This window comes from Variovorax sp. LjRoot84 (genome assembly GCF_964254305.1).
Lineage (GTDB): Bacteria > Pseudomonadota > Gammaproteobacteria > Burkholderiales > Burkholderiaceae_C > Variovorax.
Map to the genome: position 1 here is coordinate 5028077 of NZ_CAXUTE020000001.1, position 17790 is coordinate 5045866.

16 protein-coding genes and 2 pseudogenes are annotated in these 17790 nt (G+C 62.6%); 9 read left to right on the top strand and 9 right to left on the bottom strand.

Annotated features, from left to right (window positions below; translation table 11 throughout):
* Positions 1 to 4: 4 nt before the first annotated feature.
* The 5 genes from ACSQ9I_RS24920 (at position 5) to ACSQ9I_RS24940 (ending at position 2860) form a co-directional block, all read left to right on the top strand.
* Complete coding sequence (locus tag ACSQ9I_RS24920; protein ID WP_436314839.1) at positions 5 to 388, top strand: type II secretion system protein; 384 nt, start codon at positions 5 to 7, stop codon at positions 386 to 388.
* On the top strand, positions 382 to 852 hold the full coding sequence (locus tag ACSQ9I_RS24925; protein ID WP_436314840.1) for a type II secretion system protein: 471 nt from the start codon (positions 382 to 384) through the stop codon (positions 850 to 852). Before ACSQ9I_RS24920 ends, ACSQ9I_RS24925 begins: the two co-directional genes overlap by 7 nt.
* A 68-nt stretch (positions 853 to 920) precedes the next feature.
* Positions 921 to 1577, top strand: coding sequence for a response regulator (locus tag ACSQ9I_RS24930; protein WP_436314841.1), 657 nt, complete (start codon positions 921 to 923; stop codon positions 1575 to 1577).
* A 358-nt stretch (positions 1578 to 1935) separates the two neighbouring features.
* Positions 1936 to 2463, top strand: coding sequence for a lytic transglycosylase domain-containing protein (locus ACSQ9I_RS24935; protein ID WP_436314842.1), 528 nt, complete (start codon positions 1936 to 1938; stop codon positions 2461 to 2463).
* Between the two features lie 25 nt (positions 2464 to 2488).
* Positions 2489 to 2860 carry a response regulator transcription factor gene (locus ACSQ9I_RS24940; RefSeq protein ID WP_436293426.1) on the top strand — a complete coding sequence of 124 codons (372 nt, stop codon included), beginning with the start codon at positions 2489 to 2491 and terminating at the stop codon, positions 2858 to 2860.
* On the opposite strand, the gene ACSQ9I_RS24945 is transcribed toward ACSQ9I_RS24940, so the two are convergent.
* On the bottom strand, positions 2840 to 3070 hold the full coding sequence (locus tag ACSQ9I_RS24945) for a hypothetical protein (protein ID WP_436314843.1): 231 nt from the start codon (positions 3068 to 3070) through the stop codon (positions 2840 to 2842). The two genes, ACSQ9I_RS24940 and ACSQ9I_RS24945, sit on opposite strands and share 21 nt — an antisense overlap.
* Positions 3071 to 3715: 645 nt before the next feature.
* On the opposite strand from ACSQ9I_RS24945, the gene ACSQ9I_RS24950 reads away from it, so the two are divergent.
* The 3 genes from ACSQ9I_RS24950 (at position 3716) to ACSQ9I_RS24960 (ending at position 7305) form a co-directional block, all read left to right on the top strand.
* Positions 3716 to 3901 (top strand): hypothetical protein, encoded by a 186-nt coding sequence (locus ACSQ9I_RS24950; protein WP_436314845.1) that lies wholly within the window; start codon positions 3716 to 3718, stop codon positions 3899 to 3901.
* A 535-nt stretch (positions 3902 to 4436) separates the two neighbouring features.
* Complete coding sequence (locus tag ACSQ9I_RS24955) at positions 4437 to 6068, top strand: ethylbenzene dehydrogenase-related protein (protein ID WP_436314846.1); 1632 nt, start codon at positions 4437 to 4439, stop codon at positions 6066 to 6068.
* A 73-nt stretch (positions 6069 to 6141) separates the two neighbouring features.
* Complete coding sequence (locus ACSQ9I_RS24960) at positions 6142 to 7305, top strand: 2Fe-2S iron-sulfur cluster-binding protein (protein WP_436314847.1); 1164 nt, start codon at positions 6142 to 6144, stop codon at positions 7303 to 7305.
* A 22-nt stretch (positions 7306 to 7327) separates the two neighbouring features.
* Here the strand turns inward: ACSQ9I_RS24960 and ACSQ9I_RS24965 are convergent.
* The 6 genes and pseudogenes from ACSQ9I_RS24965 to ACSQ9I_RS24990 form a co-directional block, all read right to left on the bottom strand.
* Positions 7328 to 7477: pseudogene (locus tag ACSQ9I_RS24965) on the bottom strand (hypothetical protein); the annotation flags it as partial.
* 100 nt (positions 7478 to 7577) lie between these two features.
* Positions 7578 to 7837 (bottom strand): annotated as a pseudogene (locus ACSQ9I_RS24970) (IS21 family transposase); the annotation flags it as partial.
* Between the two features lie 104 nt (positions 7838 to 7941).
* Positions 7942 to 8544, bottom strand: a complete 603-nt coding sequence (locus ACSQ9I_RS24975; RefSeq protein WP_436314848.1) for a hypothetical protein — start codon at positions 8542 to 8544, stop codon at positions 7942 to 7944.
* A gap of 70 nt (positions 8545 to 8614) precedes the next feature.
* Positions 8615 to 9664 (bottom strand): peptidyl-prolyl cis-trans isomerase, encoded by a 1050-nt coding sequence (locus ACSQ9I_RS24980; protein WP_436314849.1) that lies wholly within the window; start codon positions 9662 to 9664, stop codon positions 8615 to 8617.
* 21 nt (positions 9665 to 9685) lie between these two features.
* Positions 9686 to 10633, bottom strand: coding sequence for an FKBP-type peptidyl-prolyl cis-trans isomerase (locus ACSQ9I_RS24985; RefSeq protein WP_436314850.1), 948 nt, complete (start codon positions 10631 to 10633; stop codon positions 9686 to 9688).
* 79 nt (positions 10634 to 10712) lie between these two features.
* Positions 10713 to 14777: a hypothetical protein gene (locus ACSQ9I_RS24990; RefSeq protein ID WP_436314851.1), complete on the bottom strand. Its 4065-nt coding sequence runs from the start codon at positions 14775 to 14777 to the stop codon at positions 10713 to 10715.
* A 1101-nt stretch (positions 14778 to 15878) separates the two neighbouring features.
* On the opposite strand from ACSQ9I_RS24990, the gene ACSQ9I_RS24995 reads away from it, so the two are divergent.
* The gene (locus ACSQ9I_RS24995; RefSeq protein WP_436293417.1) at positions 15879 to 16136 is read left to right on the top strand and encodes a hypothetical protein; all 258 of its coding nucleotides are present in this window, start codon (positions 15879 to 15881) and stop codon (positions 16134 to 16136) included.
* 69 nt (positions 16137 to 16205) lie between these two features.
* Here the strand turns inward: ACSQ9I_RS24995 and ACSQ9I_RS25000 are convergent, their stop codons facing one another.
* Both ACSQ9I_RS25000 and phbB read right to left on the bottom strand, forming a co-directional pair.
* Positions 16206 to 16727 carry a hypothetical protein gene (locus tag ACSQ9I_RS25000; RefSeq protein WP_436314852.1) on the bottom strand — a complete coding sequence of 174 codons (522 nt, stop codon included), beginning with the start codon at positions 16725 to 16727 and terminating at the stop codon, positions 16206 to 16208.
* A 247-nt stretch (positions 16728 to 16974) separates the two neighbouring features.
* A complete protein-coding gene (phbB, locus tag ACSQ9I_RS25005) occupies positions 16975 to 17712 on the bottom strand; it encodes an acetoacetyl-CoA reductase (RefSeq protein WP_436314853.1) in 738 nt (245 codons plus the stop codon).
* Positions 17713 to 17790: the final 78 nt, after the last annotated feature.

The following is a 17790-nucleotide window of genomic DNA, read 5'->3' on the forward strand; positions in this document are numbered from 1 at the left end:
CCACATGACACAAGAGAGGAAGAAGTCCGGCTTCACCCTGATCGAACTGCTGATCGTGCTGGCGGTGATCGCGATGCTGCTGACCATCGCCTTGCCGCGCTACTTTTCCAGCCTGGAAAGATCACGCGAGGCGGTGTTGAAGCAGAACCTCGCCTTGATGCGCGAAACCCTCGATAAATATCATGCCGACAAGGGCAAGTATCCCGGTGCACTCGATGAACTGGTCAGCAGCAAATACTTGCGCAGCATGCCGCTCGACCCGATCACGGAGAGCAATGCGACCTGGATCAGCATTCCACCAGCCCAGCCCGAAATGGGCGGCGTGTTTGACGTGAAGAGCGGCGCGGAGGGTATCGCGCTGGATGGCACGGAGTACAAAAAATGGTAGTCGGCGTTCTTCAGGGTGAACGGGGATTCACCTATATCGGCGTGCTGGTGCTCGTCGCCCTGATGGGGGTTGGCCTCGCTGCCTCGGGACAAATCTGGCATACGGCGCATAAACGGGAAAAGGAGCGTGAACTGCTCTTCATCGGACAGGAGTTCCGGCTTGCTCTCTACCGATATGCCAAGCACACGCCTGGGAAAGCCAGGCGGGCACCCCTGAGTCTGGAAGAGTTGCTGCAGGATCCGCGCCACCCGGGAATTCAGCGTCACTTGCGAAAGATGTACGCGGACCCAATGACGGGTAGCACGGAGTGGGGCTTGGTCAAGGGGCCCGCCGGCGAGATCTACGGGGTTTATAGCCTGTCCAGCGACGAGCCGCTGAAGAAAAGCAATTTCGCTCTCGCCGATAGGAACTTCGAAGGAGCTGCCAAGTACTCGGACTGGGTGTTCATGCAGGCTCGGAACTAGTCTGCAGGCGCATACGGAACCTGCGCTTTGTGTAAATGCCCGAAAAGGAACAAGGCTGGAAGATCATCATGAGCAAGAAGCAACGCATTTTTATCGTGGACGACCATACCCTTCTGAGAGCAGGTCTGCGCGCCCTGCTGTCGCAGGATCCCGACTTCGACGTTGTCGGCGAAGCCGACAACGGACATGATGCGATCCGCGACATTGCCAGTCTGGCGCCCCATCTGGTTCTGATGGACATCTCCATGCGAGGCATGAACGGCATCGAGTCGATCATGGATATCAAGCGGCGGAACCCCGACACGCGCGTCTTGGTGCTCACCATGCACAAGGCCGACGAATACATTCTCGCGAGCCTGCGAGCCGGTGCCGAAGGGTACATGCTGAAGGACGCAACGCACGACGAGTTGAAAGTTGCGATGCGCAGCATACTCAATGGCAAGACGTACTTGAGCCCAGACATTTCGGGCAAGGTGATCAATGGCTATCTGGGCACCGGCAAGACGGACAATGCCGACAGCCCCTGGAGCACGCTGACCCATCGCGAGCGCGAAGTGCTCAAGCTCATCGCCGAAGGCCATCCCAACAAATACATTTCCGACTACTTCTGTCTGAGCATCAAGACCGTCGAGAAGCATCGCTCGAACCTGATGAAAAAACTCGATCTGCACAACGCCTCGATGCTGACCAGCTATGCCATCGAAAAGGGACTGGTGGTCCAATGACAGACCTGCGCTGCAATGGGGTCAGGCGAGATCCCAAGGCGCCAGTGAGAGAGCCGCGATAGGCTGCGCTTTTCGGATTGGGCCGGGAAGAGCGGACCGGCGCGAACCGCTCTCTCGAGGCACCGCGCCGCAATGCAACGACCCTGACGGCCTCGACCATCGCAGGCACGCGGCGGCGAAGCATGCGTCCACATGGCCAACTTACAGTATCAAGCGTATTGTCCCGTGGAAGTGAGGTGCCTACGCTTGGGGGATGATCTCACGCAAGCTCATAGCGACGTCCCTATTGCTGCTTGGATGCAGTCTGTGCGGACCGGGATGGGCGAATATCTACGTTTACACCGCTGAGGATGGCTCGGTGTCGCTCAGCAATGTGCCCACGGATGCACGCTTTACCCTGCTGGTCGGAGCACCCGAGCGGCCCTTGGCCCCAGGGCGCTCATCCGTCGGTCGCCGAGGAACATCCGACTCGGCAAAGGCCAATACGCGCGTCGTCGTCTACGACACGATTGTCGATGAGGTGTCCCGCAGCTACGGGTTGGAAAGCGCGTTGCTCCATGCCGTGATCTCGGTCGAGTCTCGCTACAACCCGAAGGCGGTGTCCAAGAAGGGCGCAATGGGACTGATGCAGCTCATGCCGGATACCGCGAAACGCTATGGTGTCTCGGATGCATTCGACCCGCGGCAAAACCTGGTTGGCGGTGCCCAGTACCTGAGGGACTTGCTGCGCATGTTTGACAACAACGTCAACCTGGCGCTTGCCGCCTACAATGCCGGCGAAAACGCGGTGATGAGGCACGGCAACCGCATCCCGCCCTATGGCGAAACACAGCGCTATGTGCCCCTGGTGCTGGATCTCTACAAGCGTTTCCAGATCGACTCTTAGCCGTCCGACTCAGAGGGCAGTCATCATGTTCAAGGTGCTCATTGTCGAAGACAATGCCGCGTACCGCCAGTCACTGCATCAGCTGTTGGCGGAACGCTTCCCTGCGATGCAGATCGACGAGGCGGCCGATGGGGAGGATGCTATTCGCCAAGCGTTTTCAATGCGCTTCGGCCTGATCTTCATGGATATCCGGCTGCCGCAGGGCAAGGGGCTCGATCTGACCAAAGCGATCAAGGCGGCTTTTCCGAACTCAGTGATCTGCGTGATCAGCACCCACGGCATGCTCGAGTATCGCGAAGCTGCATTTCGCAATGGCGCGGACCATTTCATGGTGAAGGGCGAATCGACCGGAGCGGAAATTGTCGGCTTGGTCGAGTCACTGCTGGACGGCGAATAGGTCATCGACCGACTGTTCGGCCGTCGCAATCATTTCCAAGTACCTTGTGGCGGACTGCGGGTGGCTCATCTTGGGTTTGGCAGCAGGCCCCAGCAGCACTTCGATCTTTGCCTTCTTTTCCTTATCCGCCAGCCAATCTCGAACAACCTCCTGCCGCTTCAAAGCCAGGACGTACGGCTCTATCTGTGGCTTCGCCTTGGCAAGGGTCACCGTTCTAGAGGCGGATCATCTCGTCGCCGCCCCAGTAACAGGATTGTGTCTGCCGCAAGGACGGATCGGTCGGTGGGTGGCCCGCGTGCCAGTCGCTGCGCTCGCGTATGACTGGGGCGCAAACCGATGGGTCAATCCGATCAGCCCAGCGCGCTTCGATGTCGACGCTCGCACGCAATCGAATGGCAAGGCTTTATGGTCGGTTGGAGCTTCGCCACGAAAGTGACGCAAGGTCCATCGACGGGCCGCGAGCTATCGCGGAACGTCCTTCGGAACGCGCGACCCGGCACACGACGACGCCATCGTGCTGCCTTCGGTCCCAGGCGGGCTGTCCGCCGTGCTCACTCCGTGGCTGCGCAAGCCCAGTCGCCTGCTTGCCTTCCGCGAACGTGTCGCTCTGGGCAGCCCTGTCGTTCACGCCCACCGACGACAGCGCGCCGTGCAATGACGAGGCGCTCGGCGGCTGGCGACATGGGCACGTCAGTTCACGCCTCAGGTCGCCGTCGTCGATGAGGCTATCGTCATGAAGCTCGCAGCGAGCGTCCGGCTGTTCGGCGGCAAGCGTGCGCTGCGGGAGAGAGTCCGGCAGAAGTCGGCCGACCCGTCGTAGCCGCGCTGGCCTGGGCGCCGACCAGCCTCGACGCGGTGGCCCTCGCGGGCGCTGGCATCGACAACGGCTTCGCGCGACCGCTCGCCGAACTGCTCAATGGCCCGCCGATGGAAACGCTGAGCCACGGGCGCCCGCATCGCACGACTCTGTCGCAGGTCGGCTGCCGCACTTTGGGCGACATTCGCAGGTTGCCGCGGGGCGGCGTCAGCCAGCGCTTCTGATGCCGCGCTCTTTGCCGGTCTCGACCGAGTCGAGGTTCACGAATGGGCCACGCTGCCCGATGTGCTTGGGAGTTGGGTCGAGTCTCAGGTAGACGCGGTCCCGAGTCTCGAGATCTTTTCGCCAGTTGGCGCGAAAAGCAAAAAGAGTGTGCTTGAGTTACAGGCAAGCAGCCGTTCGGGGCGCAGGCGACCCCAATACTCTCGATAGAGGCCAAAAAGTGTGTTTTAAGCATACTTAACGATTACACGATTACATACACGTCATCAGGCCTGAGCAGTGAAACTTTACCTTCACGCTGTTGGGCGGCCGATCTGCGGCTTCCCCGCTGCTGTGATCCATAGCGAACTCCTGATCTCCTGATCTCCTGATCTGGTCGCCAGTCGCTTGCGGCGTTTGGGCGGACGAGGCCCCAACGGTCGAGACCGGCGACCGGTCCACCTGTCCCTTTCAAGACACGGTGCGAAAGCATCGTGCGCGGCTAAGTTCGTCCCTACTACCGCGGATCAGATCGTCCATATCTCATCGAGAAACGACATGCACATTGCAAAGACCCGCCCCCGCGTTGACTGGCCCACCATGCTGCTGCATTGGGGGTTGGTCGCGGCGCTCGTGATCAGCGTTTCCACCGGCTGGCGCATCGCAAGCCTTTCGCAAACCACCCCGGTATTGCGCTGGGTCGATGCACTGCTCGTGCAGGGCAACGTACTGCACTGGCATTTCGTTAGCGCCTCTGCGCTCGTCGCGCTCGTCGTCGGCTATGTGGCGTTCCTGTGGGGTGCGCGTCTCGGCGGCCGCCTCAAGCTCCGACTGGCGAGCCTCAGGAGCGCTGATCGCACGACGCGCTGGCAGGCCGTCAACCGGCTCGTCTATTGGTTCGCCTTCGCGCTACTCACAGGCGCGGCGGTCACCGGCATGCTGCTGTACTTCTTCCCCGGCAAGCTGCCAACCGAGCCGTTAGCGCTGGTGCACCAAGGGCTTTCGTGGGCGTTTGTCGCCTACGTTGTGCTGCACGTGATCGCGCAGGTCATCCTCGGCGGGCTGCGCCAGTTGCTCAAGATCGTCACACCCCGGCTGGCGTACGGGCTCGGTGCCGGGCTCGCGCTGAGCGCCGGGCTGGCGGGCGCCGCCGTCAGCTACATGGCCGACCTCAGCAGCGTGCCGCAGCTCGTGCTGGCGAAGACGCCGACGGCGCCGACGCTCGACGGCGACGCGGCCGATGAAGTCTGGAAGCGCACAACCGAGGCGGTCGTGCACACGAGTCGCGGCTTCGGGCTCAGGGGCGGCGAGGTCGATGTGCATGTGCGCGCACTGCACCACGACAAACACGCCTACTTCCTGTTCCGCTGGGCCGACGAGACGCGCAGCCAGAAGCACATCCCCCTCATCAAGACCGAGCAAGGATGGAAGCTGCTACAGACCAACTACGACAAGAACGACGAGAACGACTACTACGAAGACAAGTTCGCCGTGATGCTCGCGCGGTCGCCGGTCGCCGCCGGCGACACCGTTCGGCTCGGAACGAAGCCGCTGGCCGACAAGCCCGCCCCCTCCAACGGCCTGGGCCTACACGCAGCGACGGACGGCAGTCTGGCCGACGTCTGGCACTGGAAGAGCGTGCGCAGCGGGGCGACGAATCAGTTCGATGACAACTACTTCGGCGCGCCGATGGAGGCCAAGCCGGGCGCCCGCTATACGGGCGGCTACACGACAGACCCGAAGACCGGCGGCGGCTTCGAGCAGAACTTCGACAAGATCAAGGACAGCGCCTTCGTCAAGCCGAAGTTCCTGCCGAAGGATCTGGCGGCGCAACAGAAGCGGATGGGCCGATTCGACCCGAACCCGAACCTCGGCGACGACGGCGTCTATGCCATGCACCAGAGCGAAGTCGCTGCGTGGAGCGCCGACCTCGATGCGGCCATTCCCGTCGGCACGGTCGTCCCTTCGGTGGTCTACGACAAGCCACTCGGCGGCGACCGCGGCGACGTGACGGCGCACGCGCAGTGGAAGGACGGCTGGTGGACGCTGGAGGCGAAACGGGCGCTGGACACCGGCTCGAAGTTCGACCTGCCGATCGCCGACGACTTGTTCATGTGGTTCGCCGTGTTCGACCACAACCAGGTGCGGCACACGCGCCATATGCAGCCGCTGCGACTGACCTTGCAGTAACCCGGAGTCGCCTCCCGCGGCCTCGGGGCTCGCGCGCGGCGACGTGACTTCCTCGTACAAGGGCGACCCGCACATGACTCTGATCCACATCTCCGATTGGCAACAACCCATCGATGCCGGTCGGCATCGCATCCTGGAGGCCGCGCTGGATGCCGGCGTCCCGTTTCCGCACGGCTGTGGCGCCGGCGAATGCGGCAGCTGCAAGTGCGAGCTGCTCGAAGGCGAGGTCCGCTCGGATGGCTACAGCCCCGATGCGCTAACCGACGAGGAGAGCGCTAACGGACTGATCCTGGCGTGCCGCGCGCGGCCGGTAGGCGACATTCGCATCCGCTGGCTTGCTGCCGCCACGGCGGCGGTGACGGTCGCCGCGCGCGTATTCTCGATTGATCGCGTCGCCCACGACGTGGTCGTGTTGACGCTTTCGCTGCCGCATGGAAAAACGCTCGATTTCAGGCCGGGACAGTTCGCCAAGCTTCGCTTCGGCAAGCTGCCGGCGCGCAGCTACTCGATGGCCAGCAGGCCCCGCGAGGAGCACCTGATGTTCCACATCCGCGTCCTGCCACAGGGCCGGGTCAGCCAGCACGTGGCCACGAAGCTGAAGCCCGGTGACAGCGTCGAGGTGCAGGCTCCCTTCGGCGATGCCTACTGGGCAGGACCCGCCGAGGGCCCGTTGCTGCTGCTGGCCGGCGGCACCGGGCTCGCGCCGATGCTCTCGGTACTGGCCGCGGCCCTCAGCGATGGGCAGGCGTCGAACCTGATTCACCTCTATCACGGCGTGCGCACCGAGGCCGATATGTATGCCGGCGATCTGCTGCGGCGGCACTCGCAAGAGCACAAGTTCAGATTTGTCCCGGTGTATTCGCAGGCCACCGATCCGCAGTCGCGCCAAGCGCATCTTCACGAGGCCGTGGCCGAGGACTTCGACGCGCTCGACGATGCCAACATCTATGTCTCCGGTCCGCCGCCGATGGTCGAAGCAGTCAAGACGCTGGCAATGCGCCGCGGCGCCGCCGCCGACCGGGTCCGCGCCGATGCGTTCTTCGCGGCGCCGCCTGAGAAGAAGAGCCTCTGGGAACGAATCACCGGCGCCATTGCTCTCCCCATTGCTCTCCCGCCTGAACCAGCCGGCGCAGCGGCGGCCGCGCCCCATCAGGCGGTGGCCGGTGTCGCTTGCGTAGGCGCTGCGTGGGTACCAGCGAAGCTGGACGCACGAGCTCTTGATCGCCCGGAGCCGTGATCGCGGCGCCGGGAAACGTCACCTGCACGTGCAGCCCCCTCAGCAGCGAACTCGTCAGGAACGCGGAGGCGCCGTGCGCCTCGGCCACCGATCGAACGATCGAAAGGCCAAGACGGGCTCCGGCGACCGACTGTCGCGTAGCGCGGTAGGAGCGCTCGAACACCTTCTCGCGCTCGTCCTTGGGACTGCTGTTCCGATGCCTCCCATGCCCCCCGGTGGCGCGGCCCGCCCGGGGTGACGGAACATAACGTCAGATGCCCGGGCGCGCAATGCCCCCCAAGCGCTGCAAAAGATCGCGTATGGGCATCGAAGCATCTCGTGCCCTTGGGGCTCGGACAGGCCACCAGCCAGAACGCGCAGCTCGCGCAGCTCGCGCACAGCTTCAGGTCGAGACCTGCATGCGGCGGTAGACATCGCCGATCACCCGGCCTTCCTCGCGCCAATCAAACTGGAACGCCTCGCCGAGCTCGAAGGCCAGCGGCACGAACGCCTTGGTCGCCGCACCTTGGCCATCGTCCTGACGCCAATCGCGACGAAGACGCCGCTGGCAATCGAATTGGCGAGTTCGACGTGCGGGCTTTTACCGTAGCAAATCCCACAAGGACTGATGAGCAAAGAAACCCTGCCCTCCAGGCATCAAGGCGCCGCGAATACGATGCTGAGCACGATCTGCTGGCCGCGCTGCCCGGGCGAGCCCGTCAGGTTGACGTCAATGTGGTCCGCCGTGACGGTCAGCCGCGACGCGTTGAAGCCGCTGTAATCCGTTGCAGGATCAACCGTGACACTGGCAATGGGGCTGATCGTGCCATTGGTATCGGCAAAGCGAAGTAGCTCGAAGTAGCCGAACGGCTGATCGGTGGCGGCGGTGATTCGGATGCTGGTGGCGGAAAAATCGATCGTCGCAAAACCCGCGAAGAATTCGTTCGTCAACTCGACACCATCGCCGACGACCGTGTTGCGCGGGCCCAGGACTTGAGTCTGATCAGGTTGCGTGCCGTGGAAGTTCGTGGTCGATATCGTGTGGCCGATGAGCGTCCCTGCTTCCCCCTGACCAGCAGCGCCACCACCGGGGTCAGTGACACCACCTGGGTCAGTGACACCACCGGGGTCAGTGACACCACTGGGACCAACGACACCGGTGCCACCACCACCACCACCGCCACCACCGCCACAACCGACCATGAGGACCGCCGTAGCGACCCCAAGCACGACCTGCCGTAAGGCAATCAAGAGCTTCATGACGCCCCCCCTAAAAAAACGATCGGGTCCCGGTTCGATTACCCATCGTGCGATTCCATGACGGTCGCAATCATTCCAGTTGCCTTGCGGCGGACTGCGGGTGGTTCATCTTGCGTTTGGCATCAGGCCCTATCAACACTTCGATCTTTGCCTTTTTTTCCTTATCCGCCAGCCAATCTCGAACAACTTCCTGCCGCTTCAAAGCCAGGACGTGCGGCTCTATTTGTGGCTTGGCCTCGGCGAGGGTCACTGTTCTTCCAGAACGCCGATCACCCAGCCGGACGACGAGAAACTCATTGCCATTCTGAAGGGGGCCGCCTGCATGTCCCACTTTCATCCTGCTGACAAACTTTCGCAGCGGCGGCCAGAGCGTTTCATAGGCGACCCATCCGGTATCGCCGCCTTTGACCGCGCGGCGGCCGACCGACCGCTCGCGCGCGAGGGTGGCGAAATCCTTGCCTCCACGCAGGGCTGTCAATGCCTCTTCCGCCGCCGCCTTGTCCTTGAGGACGATGATCTGAAGCCGGACCTCCGTGGTTTTCAGTTGCTCCTTGTGAGTCTCGTAGTACTGCTGCACCTGCTCGTCAGTGACGCGGACATCCTTGACCAGCGCGGCCCTGACGCGGTCGGCGAGCAGGTCCCCCCGCACGGATTCGATCAGCGATCGATCATTGAGCCCCTGCACCTTCATCCATTCGCCGAAACCCTTGAGATCTCCGAAGCGGCGCCGTAGAGCTGCGACGGCCTCGTCGAGTTCCTTTTCTTTGACGGAGATCTTTCTCAGGCGAGCTTCTTGCAGTACCAGGCGATGCTGGATCAGCTTGCGCAATGCCAAGCGGTCCAACGCTTCTGCGTCCGGGTCTTGGACGCCAAGTTCCTGCTGAAGCTGGCGCACGGTGAGGGGATTGGCGCGCATGCGCTTGAACTCCGCCTGAGTCAGCGGTTCACCATTCACCCGAGCGACGATCTCCGGCTCCGCGGCGCGAGCGTCAGGCGGTGCAAGGACGAGGCCAGCCGCGGCGCACGCCATCGCGATCACGGCGAACCACAACAGCGGCGCCGCCATCGTCCTGCCCCCGCGCACCGGATTCCGGCGGATCAGTTCAGTCGTGGCAAGCATGGCATTGCGGTTCGGGCAAGGCTACTGAGCAATCACCACCGAAATCGAATCGCCCTGGTCCACCGCCTTGATGGCCAGTTCCTTGGTCACTCCTTGAGCCACCACTTTCAACTTGCTCTCGCCGGGACGTTTGACAGTGATCTGGACGTCATCGCCCTGGCGCGTGACCTCCACCATCTCGGGATCGCTCGGGATCCATTCCGACTGGATCTTGACGCGCTTGCCCGTGGCATTCAGGCCGTCGGCCGCGGCTTCCACGGTGGAGGTCTTGCCCTGGCGAGCGGGGGTGAAGGTGGGAGGCGAAACCCAGCGATCTCCCATGTACAGGCCTCGGGTGAGCCGCGGATCCACCTTGAATGAAACCTTGATGTCCTTGAGTCCAGCGTCCGCGGCGACAGCCTTTTCATCCGGCTGCTTGATGCCGACCAGTTCCGTCTCGAAAATGAGCGTGGTGTTCGGACGAATGAGACCGCCCGCGCCGCGCTCGCCGTATGCGAGGTGGGGAGGGACGAAGAGCTGCCATTTGGACCCGACAGGCATGAGCTGCAAGGCCTGCTGCCAGCCCTTGATGGCTTTGCCGACCGGAAAGATCCCCGGCTGGCCTCGCGTGCGGGAGTTGGAGAACTCGGTGCCGTCGATGAAGTTGCCTCGGTACTCGACGACGACAATGTCGCTGCGCGTGGGCTTGTCGCCGACACCGGCCTTGAGTATCTTGTACTGAAGACCGCTCTCCAGAGTGACGACTCCTTCTTTGGCCTTGTTTTCCGCCAGAAAGGCCTCTCCGTCCTTCCTGTTCTTCTCGGCTATCGCCTTATTGCGCTCGGCCATTGCGCTCGTCTTATCTGGTGTCGCGCCGGTCTTCTGAGCCATGGCCAGGTATTTCTGGCCCTTCTGTTTCGTCGTCCCCTGCGCGGCGGTCACTACGGCGAGCAACGCCAGGGCCAGCACTGTTGTCCGTCGAATCAACATCTCAAGTCCTTAGTGATAGTTGACCTCTCTCGTCCTCGTCCCCTTCCTTGGAGGGAAGGGGACGAGCAAGGTAGGCCCTTTACGGGAGAACGGATGAACAGAAGTGGCTTATTGGACCCGCAGACATGCTGCAGTTGAAGGCCGGATTGCTCGGTGGGATGGACGTCACGCCCAGGAAACCGGGCAGCGGAGTCGCCAAGCCGCCCGCGCCCGTCGCCGGGATTTGACGGAAGCAGGCTCCGCCTGAATTTGGTCCAGGCACCGGGCAAGCGACACCCGAGAGCGAGACAAGGGTCGTCCCTCCAGCTGCGGGCGCCGTGCCGCGCCCGGCCGCGTTCTCGGGCGCTGCACCGTCGATCGGCACGAACATCTCGGGCTTGTCGAACGGCGCCTTCTCCAGCTTCACCCGCGGATCGGTCAGAGCGAGAAGGAACTTCACCAACGCGTTCTTCGCATCCTCCAGCGCCGCCGCCCGCGACCCAAACACCGGTTCCGGCGTGATCAAGTGGGCGCTATCCGGATACATGTTGTACAGGAACGCCGTGTCCGGAAGGCCATCGCCGAAGCTGCCGGCCAGGTAGTTGAAGTTTGGCCCGCAGCTGACGACAGGCAACAGCGGATCGTTGGGTGCGTCTGCCGAGCAATCGAACGGCGTCAACAGGTCGAACCCTCCGAATACTCCTTTGCTCGGCCCGAACGCGAACGCCTGCATTTCGAGATCCACCACATGCGGATCCCGGCTCCTCTTGTTGGTGACTGGGAAATCGCCGCCCTTGAAGTAGAAGTCAACCACCTGGCGCAGCGTCAGGAAGCTGCCCGTGTGGAAGAATGGACCGGTCATCTCCACGTTGCGCAGGGGCGGCGCCTTGAACGCGCCATCGCCCATCACGCGGTTCGGAACAGGCCACGTACCCTGGGACGGGAACGCGAAGTTGCCCGCAACACCGGATTGGTACTGTGGACACAGCCTGGCGGTCGAGTTGGGAGGTCCCCATCCGAAGTTGGGCGGTCCCATCCCGAACGTAGCCGGATCGAAGCTGGCGCAATGGAAGTCGGCGCCGAACATGATCTCGGGAAACTCGATCCCGGGACCTCCATTGGGTGCCGTGATCGTGTTGGGCACCATGCCCGCCATCTCGTCGATCTGCGGGTGCAGTTCGCCGGCCGGCAGACTATGGATCCAGGGCACCATGTACTCCGGCATCTGCGGGTGCCTTGGGTCCCTTTCGAAGCCGGGGTTGATGGACTGGAGGGTGTGCGTCGTGCCTGGGAAGACGGCGCCGTCTCCGGTCTCCTCGAAGCCCTGCTGCTCTACTGGCGCTCCTTCCGCCCCGATATTCGCGGGGTCGAAGTTGGACATCGTGCAGGTTTCACCGTCAACGCCCCTGCACGGCTCGAAGTCCTGACCGCCGATGTTCTTCAGGGTCAGCGCCGAGAGCGAGAGCGGCCAGCCGAAGGGGTCCTTGCCGCCGCGGCCAATGTCGTCGGCAATCGGGCGGACCCCGATGTTGTAGACGCCCTGGTCGCCGAAGCCGAAGTTGCTCTCCTGCGCGATGATCCTGTCGTCCCATGGTGTGGCGGGATCGTCGAACGCCTGGAAATCGCGAGGTTCGACTTCCACCGCATCCTGGGCCACTCCCTCTCCGACTTCCTCCTCGAGGATCAGACCGACGACGGATCTGGAGGCACCAGAGGGCTCCGGCGACGGAAGGCGTCCGTCGGCAAAGGTGGCGGGGAACGTGGGGTCCGCAACGGTTGGAGGAGTGGGATACTCGAATTCCGCGTCGTTCTTCAGGATACCGTGGGAGATGTTGATGCTGTGGTCGGTCTGTTCCGGGCCCAGGTGGCAGAGCATGCACTTGGCGCTGCGGGTGAAGGGATTGGAGCCGACTCGGATCTGCTGTCCCAGACTGTTCGTGATGAGTGGGTTCCTGTCTCGCCCGGATATCGGGTCTACGCTCTGAGCCGGGTTGAGCGCCGCCGTCAGGTTGGCGCCGGCGAACAGGTCAAACCCGAACACCTCGTCCGGACCGAATGCGTCGTACCACGGCGTGGCCGGATCGTCCGGAAGCAGGGTGATGTAGGCACCAGGCGAGCCGTTCAACTGTCCGTCGTCCATCATGTCGCGTATCAGCGTCGGGAACAGAACGGCCTGGTCCCCCGGCTCTCCGACGCCATGGCCGGCGTTCGGATTGGCGTCGAAGAACCGGTCGGCCGGCGTGTGATCCGGGATCAGCAGCGTCTCGTAGGCCTGCACCGCCAACCCAAAGAACATGGTGAAGTTCGCCTCCATGTGGGTGAACTGGTTGGTATTGGTGATGTTCGCCGGACCGGTAGCAGGCGTGAGGACAAACCCGTCGAACGGATCGCAACCGGCGGGAGTCAACACACCATTCACGGCTGAGGTGCAAATTGCCGCGGTGCCGTTGAGGTGGCGATTTTCCCTGTTCCAGTATTGCCGCTCGAAGGAAAGCCGGATCAGGTCTCCGTAAGAGATGCAGAGCCCGGGCTTGCCGGCGGCAACCGGTCTGCCGAGTGTCGTGCACACGGTTCCGCCCTGGTTCGAGAAGGGTCCCAGCCGGCTGTCGTTGGTTGCAACCAACTGGTTGGCCAGGGGCGCGGCCGCTTGCACCCGGTTCGTTCCCGCCTGCTGCGGTGCGCCGTTGCCGAAGTTCTGAACGGCTCCGGCATCTCCTTGGAGCAACTTCTTGCCGATCTTGGCCCAGTTGCGGCCGGCGAAAGACATCTCGAAGTCGCTGATGGGTGGCCCGGCCGCCTGGGATGCCAGGCTGGAGAACTTGATTCGGATCGGCTGTTCGGCGACTTCCGGCTCCGCTTCGATGAGATCGGGCCGGAGATCGCCCATGGTCGCGCCGCGGAACACACCGGCTCCGGCAGTGGCCAACCCCGGGTTGATGAAGATATGGGGCGTGGGGTCCGACGGGCCGAACACGCTGCCGCCGTTGTAGCTGAAGCGGGCGCGCCCATCCCAGAAGTTGTCGAAGTTGAATGCGGCTCCGTGCATCGTCGGTGTGTTGCGCGGCTCCACTCTGCGCAAGTCTTGGTTGACGGCAACCGGGTCGGGGGCGGCAGTGCCGAGATCCGGCGCCACTGCCCTGATCCCATTCACCGCGGGAAGGAAGTTTGCGATGCCAATAGGCGGAATGTCGTTGAACAGCTTGAACCGACTGACGCCCATCGAGGACATGACATCGTCGGAGTCGGTTGCGAGACTATCCTGCGCCCCTTTGTGGAACGGAAAGTCGGTGGCCACCACATCCGTGTTGGGTGGCTTGACCGTGAGGGACAAGTTGTTGGGGTTGCCGTCGCCCAGGGTGTTTGGGTTGAGCTGACCCTTGGTTCGATTATCGACCCCCGCGTTGAAATGGCACGAGCCGCAGGCCTGGACACCGTCGCTGCCGACCTGCATGTCCCAGAACAGGGCTTTGCCCAGCACCTCGGCACCAGGTCGACCGATGTAGGGGCGCAGCACCGCCGGAACTCCTGTGATATCGGTCGGCTTGCGGAAGAAATCTTCTTCGTTGACCGGCGCCTCGAGCTCGGTGATCGGCGCTCCGTCTTCGTCTACAAGTCCCCCGCCAACGAAGGCCGAGACCGCCACGACAGTCCCGTTCGGGGGGACGATGTCACTGCCCGTGTTGTTATAGACGACCAGGCTCCCGTCTGGCTTGTCATTGCAGAAATCCGCGGGCACTGTCGCTGCCTGGTAGGCCCCGGTGATTCCGGGGTTCGGACACGCCACGATGTGCCCGAGCGGGGTCCGCAGGACGGTCGGGGTGTTGAATGCATCAGGCGAAACGTTTTCCGCCGGGTCGAACATCGGGCCAGGCTGATCCCAACTCACTTCCCCGTCGGAGGTGCGGCGGCGCATCGGCTGTGCCGTGAGAAAGTTGTAGCCCGGCGAAAAGATATTGAGGGGAGGCATGGTTGCACCGAAGCCCTCGCGGCGGGGGGTCGTCGCGGTGCAAGAATTGCTCTCGTTCTCAAAAGTATTGGGATCGTCGACCGGACAATTGAAAGCGGTCGGATTCTTCAGGAGTTGGTACAGCTCCTTCCAAAGGGGCGCCTGCTTCAGGGAGCCGGCAGGACTAAGCTCGATCTCGACTTCGATCGGCAGTTCCATCGGCACGGCCGGTGTCGAGGCAACGCTTCCCACCTGCGCGAAGGCTGGCGAGGCTGGAAGCAGTGCCATCGTTTCGCACAGGAGTGCAACCAGGCATCTCGTCAGGACAGAGTGCCTCAATCGATCAGAAAGAGCATAGGTTCCCACGTTGTCTCTCCTTGGTTGAGCCAGTACTTCACATGCGTCTTGGACGCAATTCCAAATGAAGATTAATGAGAACGCATTACTGCGTCATTGGGGCGTAGCACGCACTCCCCTCCTGGCAAGACTGCATTCGACCGGAGGGTTTCACCGCAGAAAAACACTGCGGGACGCGTAGAACTACAGGCAATCTGCGATGACGAGGACCGCGATGCCCGGTGCCTACTGATCAGGATGACGGAGCTGTTCTCAACAACGACTCGACCCGTCGACAATCTGCACTTCGGTCGACTCGTCTTTCACGATGAAATGGTCCCGCGCCGTTGCGAAACGCGGCTTTGTCTTCGGGTCGGCCCTCAGCGGGCGGTTGCCGGCAAACAGGCGGCGCAAGCGCTCGCAGCCGCCGGCTGCGGCTCTTCGGAAAGACCTGCGACCACCAGCAGGCACGTCGCCCCAAGTGTTGCAAGAACGAATACCAACGCCTTCAGCGCTCCTGTTTGCCTCGAGGTCATGGCGTCGCCTCCTGTGTATGGACGAACGGCGCATGCGCCAAGCATGCGAATTGCCGATCACTGCACAAAATAGTGACAGCGCGTCGTTACGTCGTTGGGGTGTATCACGCACTCTCCTGCGCGCAAAACTGCATTCGCGCGGCGGGTTTCGCCGCAGAGAGAACCGAGGGTGCGCGTAGAACTACAGCGGAATGGGCAATCACCCCAGTGAACAGCTGCGGCTGATCAGATGGACCTTCCGCTCTAGATTGAAGGCCAGCACGTGGCGAGGCATCAAACTTTCGTTGCCCGCCGATCTCTGGCGCGACCCGCCCCTGCGAGCCGCACGAGCGAGGCTGCCATTGTTTCGCTCACACTGGTTGCCACCTGTTGACGCGTAGTAATTCGAAGGGCCTAATTTCAGCCATTCGCGGCCGGCCGGCAGCGTTCGCAATCCTCGGGAGGTGCTGTGGACGCCGATGGTGACTTCGAGGTGAAGCGCTTCGACCACAAAGGTTGGTCCGTCCGAATCCTCCTGACCAAGCTTGAAGAAAACGGCTTCGTCGCTGGCCATGCAGACCTATACCAGGGTGAGGCCCACAAGTGCCGCATCGCCTTGGCTGGCCAGCAATACGATCAGGCCGCCGCGATCCTCCTGCTTGAGGAAGAAGCCACGGTGTTCATCGCAGGCTGGGACGGTCGTGGACCCGCAGCAGGAGGACAGTGAAAACGAGCCTTTTCACGTCGGCACCGATGCAGGATCTCCTCGGAGCTGGCCGGCCGGAATCTCGAACGCCTACTTCAGGTCGCTGAGCTCGATGAAGTTGCTCTCGATCCAGACGCGGCCCTCTTCATTCAGCGCGAAGGTCAGTGCCTTCTCTTTGGATAGCTTTTTTTCCTGAATGGCTCGGGAAAGCGGATTCGCACTCCCGAGCTCACCGCGCCTGTGCTTGTAGACGTGCTCCGTGCCATCTTCATCACTGTAGGTGTACGAGACCGTGATGCCGTCCAAGTCGGCGAGAGGCTGCAAGAACGCGATGAACTGCGATGCCGTGATGCCCTCGGCCTTGATGGCGTCCCAGTGCTTGTAGAGAGCCGACTTCGCAGCTGTCTGCCCGCGCTGGACGACCTCCAATGCCGGCCCGAAAGGCTGGACCTTGGCGACCATCGACTCTGGAGCGTCCGCGCCGCCATTTCTGCGAAAGAAGTTGGCCACGGTGCTTGCGAACGGCCTGGGGTCCGCTTGGGCTCTAGGCCCTGACGGCCAGGCATCCAAGCAATGGGGCACCGTCTCCATTTCATCGCTGCGTTTGCTCATGGTTCAAGTCCTTCACTTCCTCGTTGAGCACGGCGATATCGTACGTTTGCGAGCGGTGGCGGATCCGTATTCCGGGGTGCGGTCCTACGAAGGAAACGTGCATTTCTGACGAAGTCGGCATTGCTAGTTTTCGTGCATTGGACGGACTCGTGGCGGCATGAAGTCCAAAGTTTTCATGTCGCGCAGGGTCGCTCCGCGTCCGAGTGCCTCGATCCCCGAGCGCCGCACGTCGAGGGCGCGAGCGCCCTCAGCGCATGTGCAAGCCGCCGTTGATCGAGAAATCGGCCCCGGTGGAGTAGCCGCTTTCGTCGGTCGCGAGCCAGGCGATGATGGAAGCGATCTCGCTCGGCTCGCCGAGCCGCTTGACGGGGATCGTGCCCACGATCTTGTCGAGCACTTCCTGGCGGATCGCCTTGACCATGTCGGTGCCGATGTAGCCCGGGCTCACGGTGTTCACCGTCACGCCCTTGGCCGCCAGCTCCTGCGCCAGCGCCATCGTGAAGCCGTGCATGCCGGCCTTCGCGGCCGAGTAGTTGGTCTGGCCGGCCTGGCCCTTGGCGCCGTTGACCGAGCTGATGTTGATGATGCGGCCCCAGCCCTTTTCGACCATGTCCGCGACCACCTGCTTGGTGACGTTGAACATGCTGTTGAGGTTGGTCTCGATCACCGCGCTCCACTCTTCGAGCGTCATCTTGAGGAACATGCGGTCCCGCGTGATGCCGGCGTTGTTGACCAGCACGTCGATGCTGCCGTGTTCGGCCTTGGCCTTGGTGAAGGCCTCGACCGTCGACTGCCAGTCGCCGACATTGCCGACCGACGCGTGGAACTCGTAGCCCTCGGCTTTCTGCTCGGCCAGCCACTTGGCATGGTCCCGCGTGGGACCGCAGCCGGCGATGACCGTGAAACCATCCTTGTGCAGGCGCTGGCAAATGGCGGTTCCGATGCCTCCCATGCCCCCGGTGACGTATGCGACTTTCTTGCTCATGCGCGTTCCTTGAAGTGGACGAACCTGAACCGGCGCTGTTCACTGTAGCGAGCTTTCTCATCACCCCCGCTCAGGAAA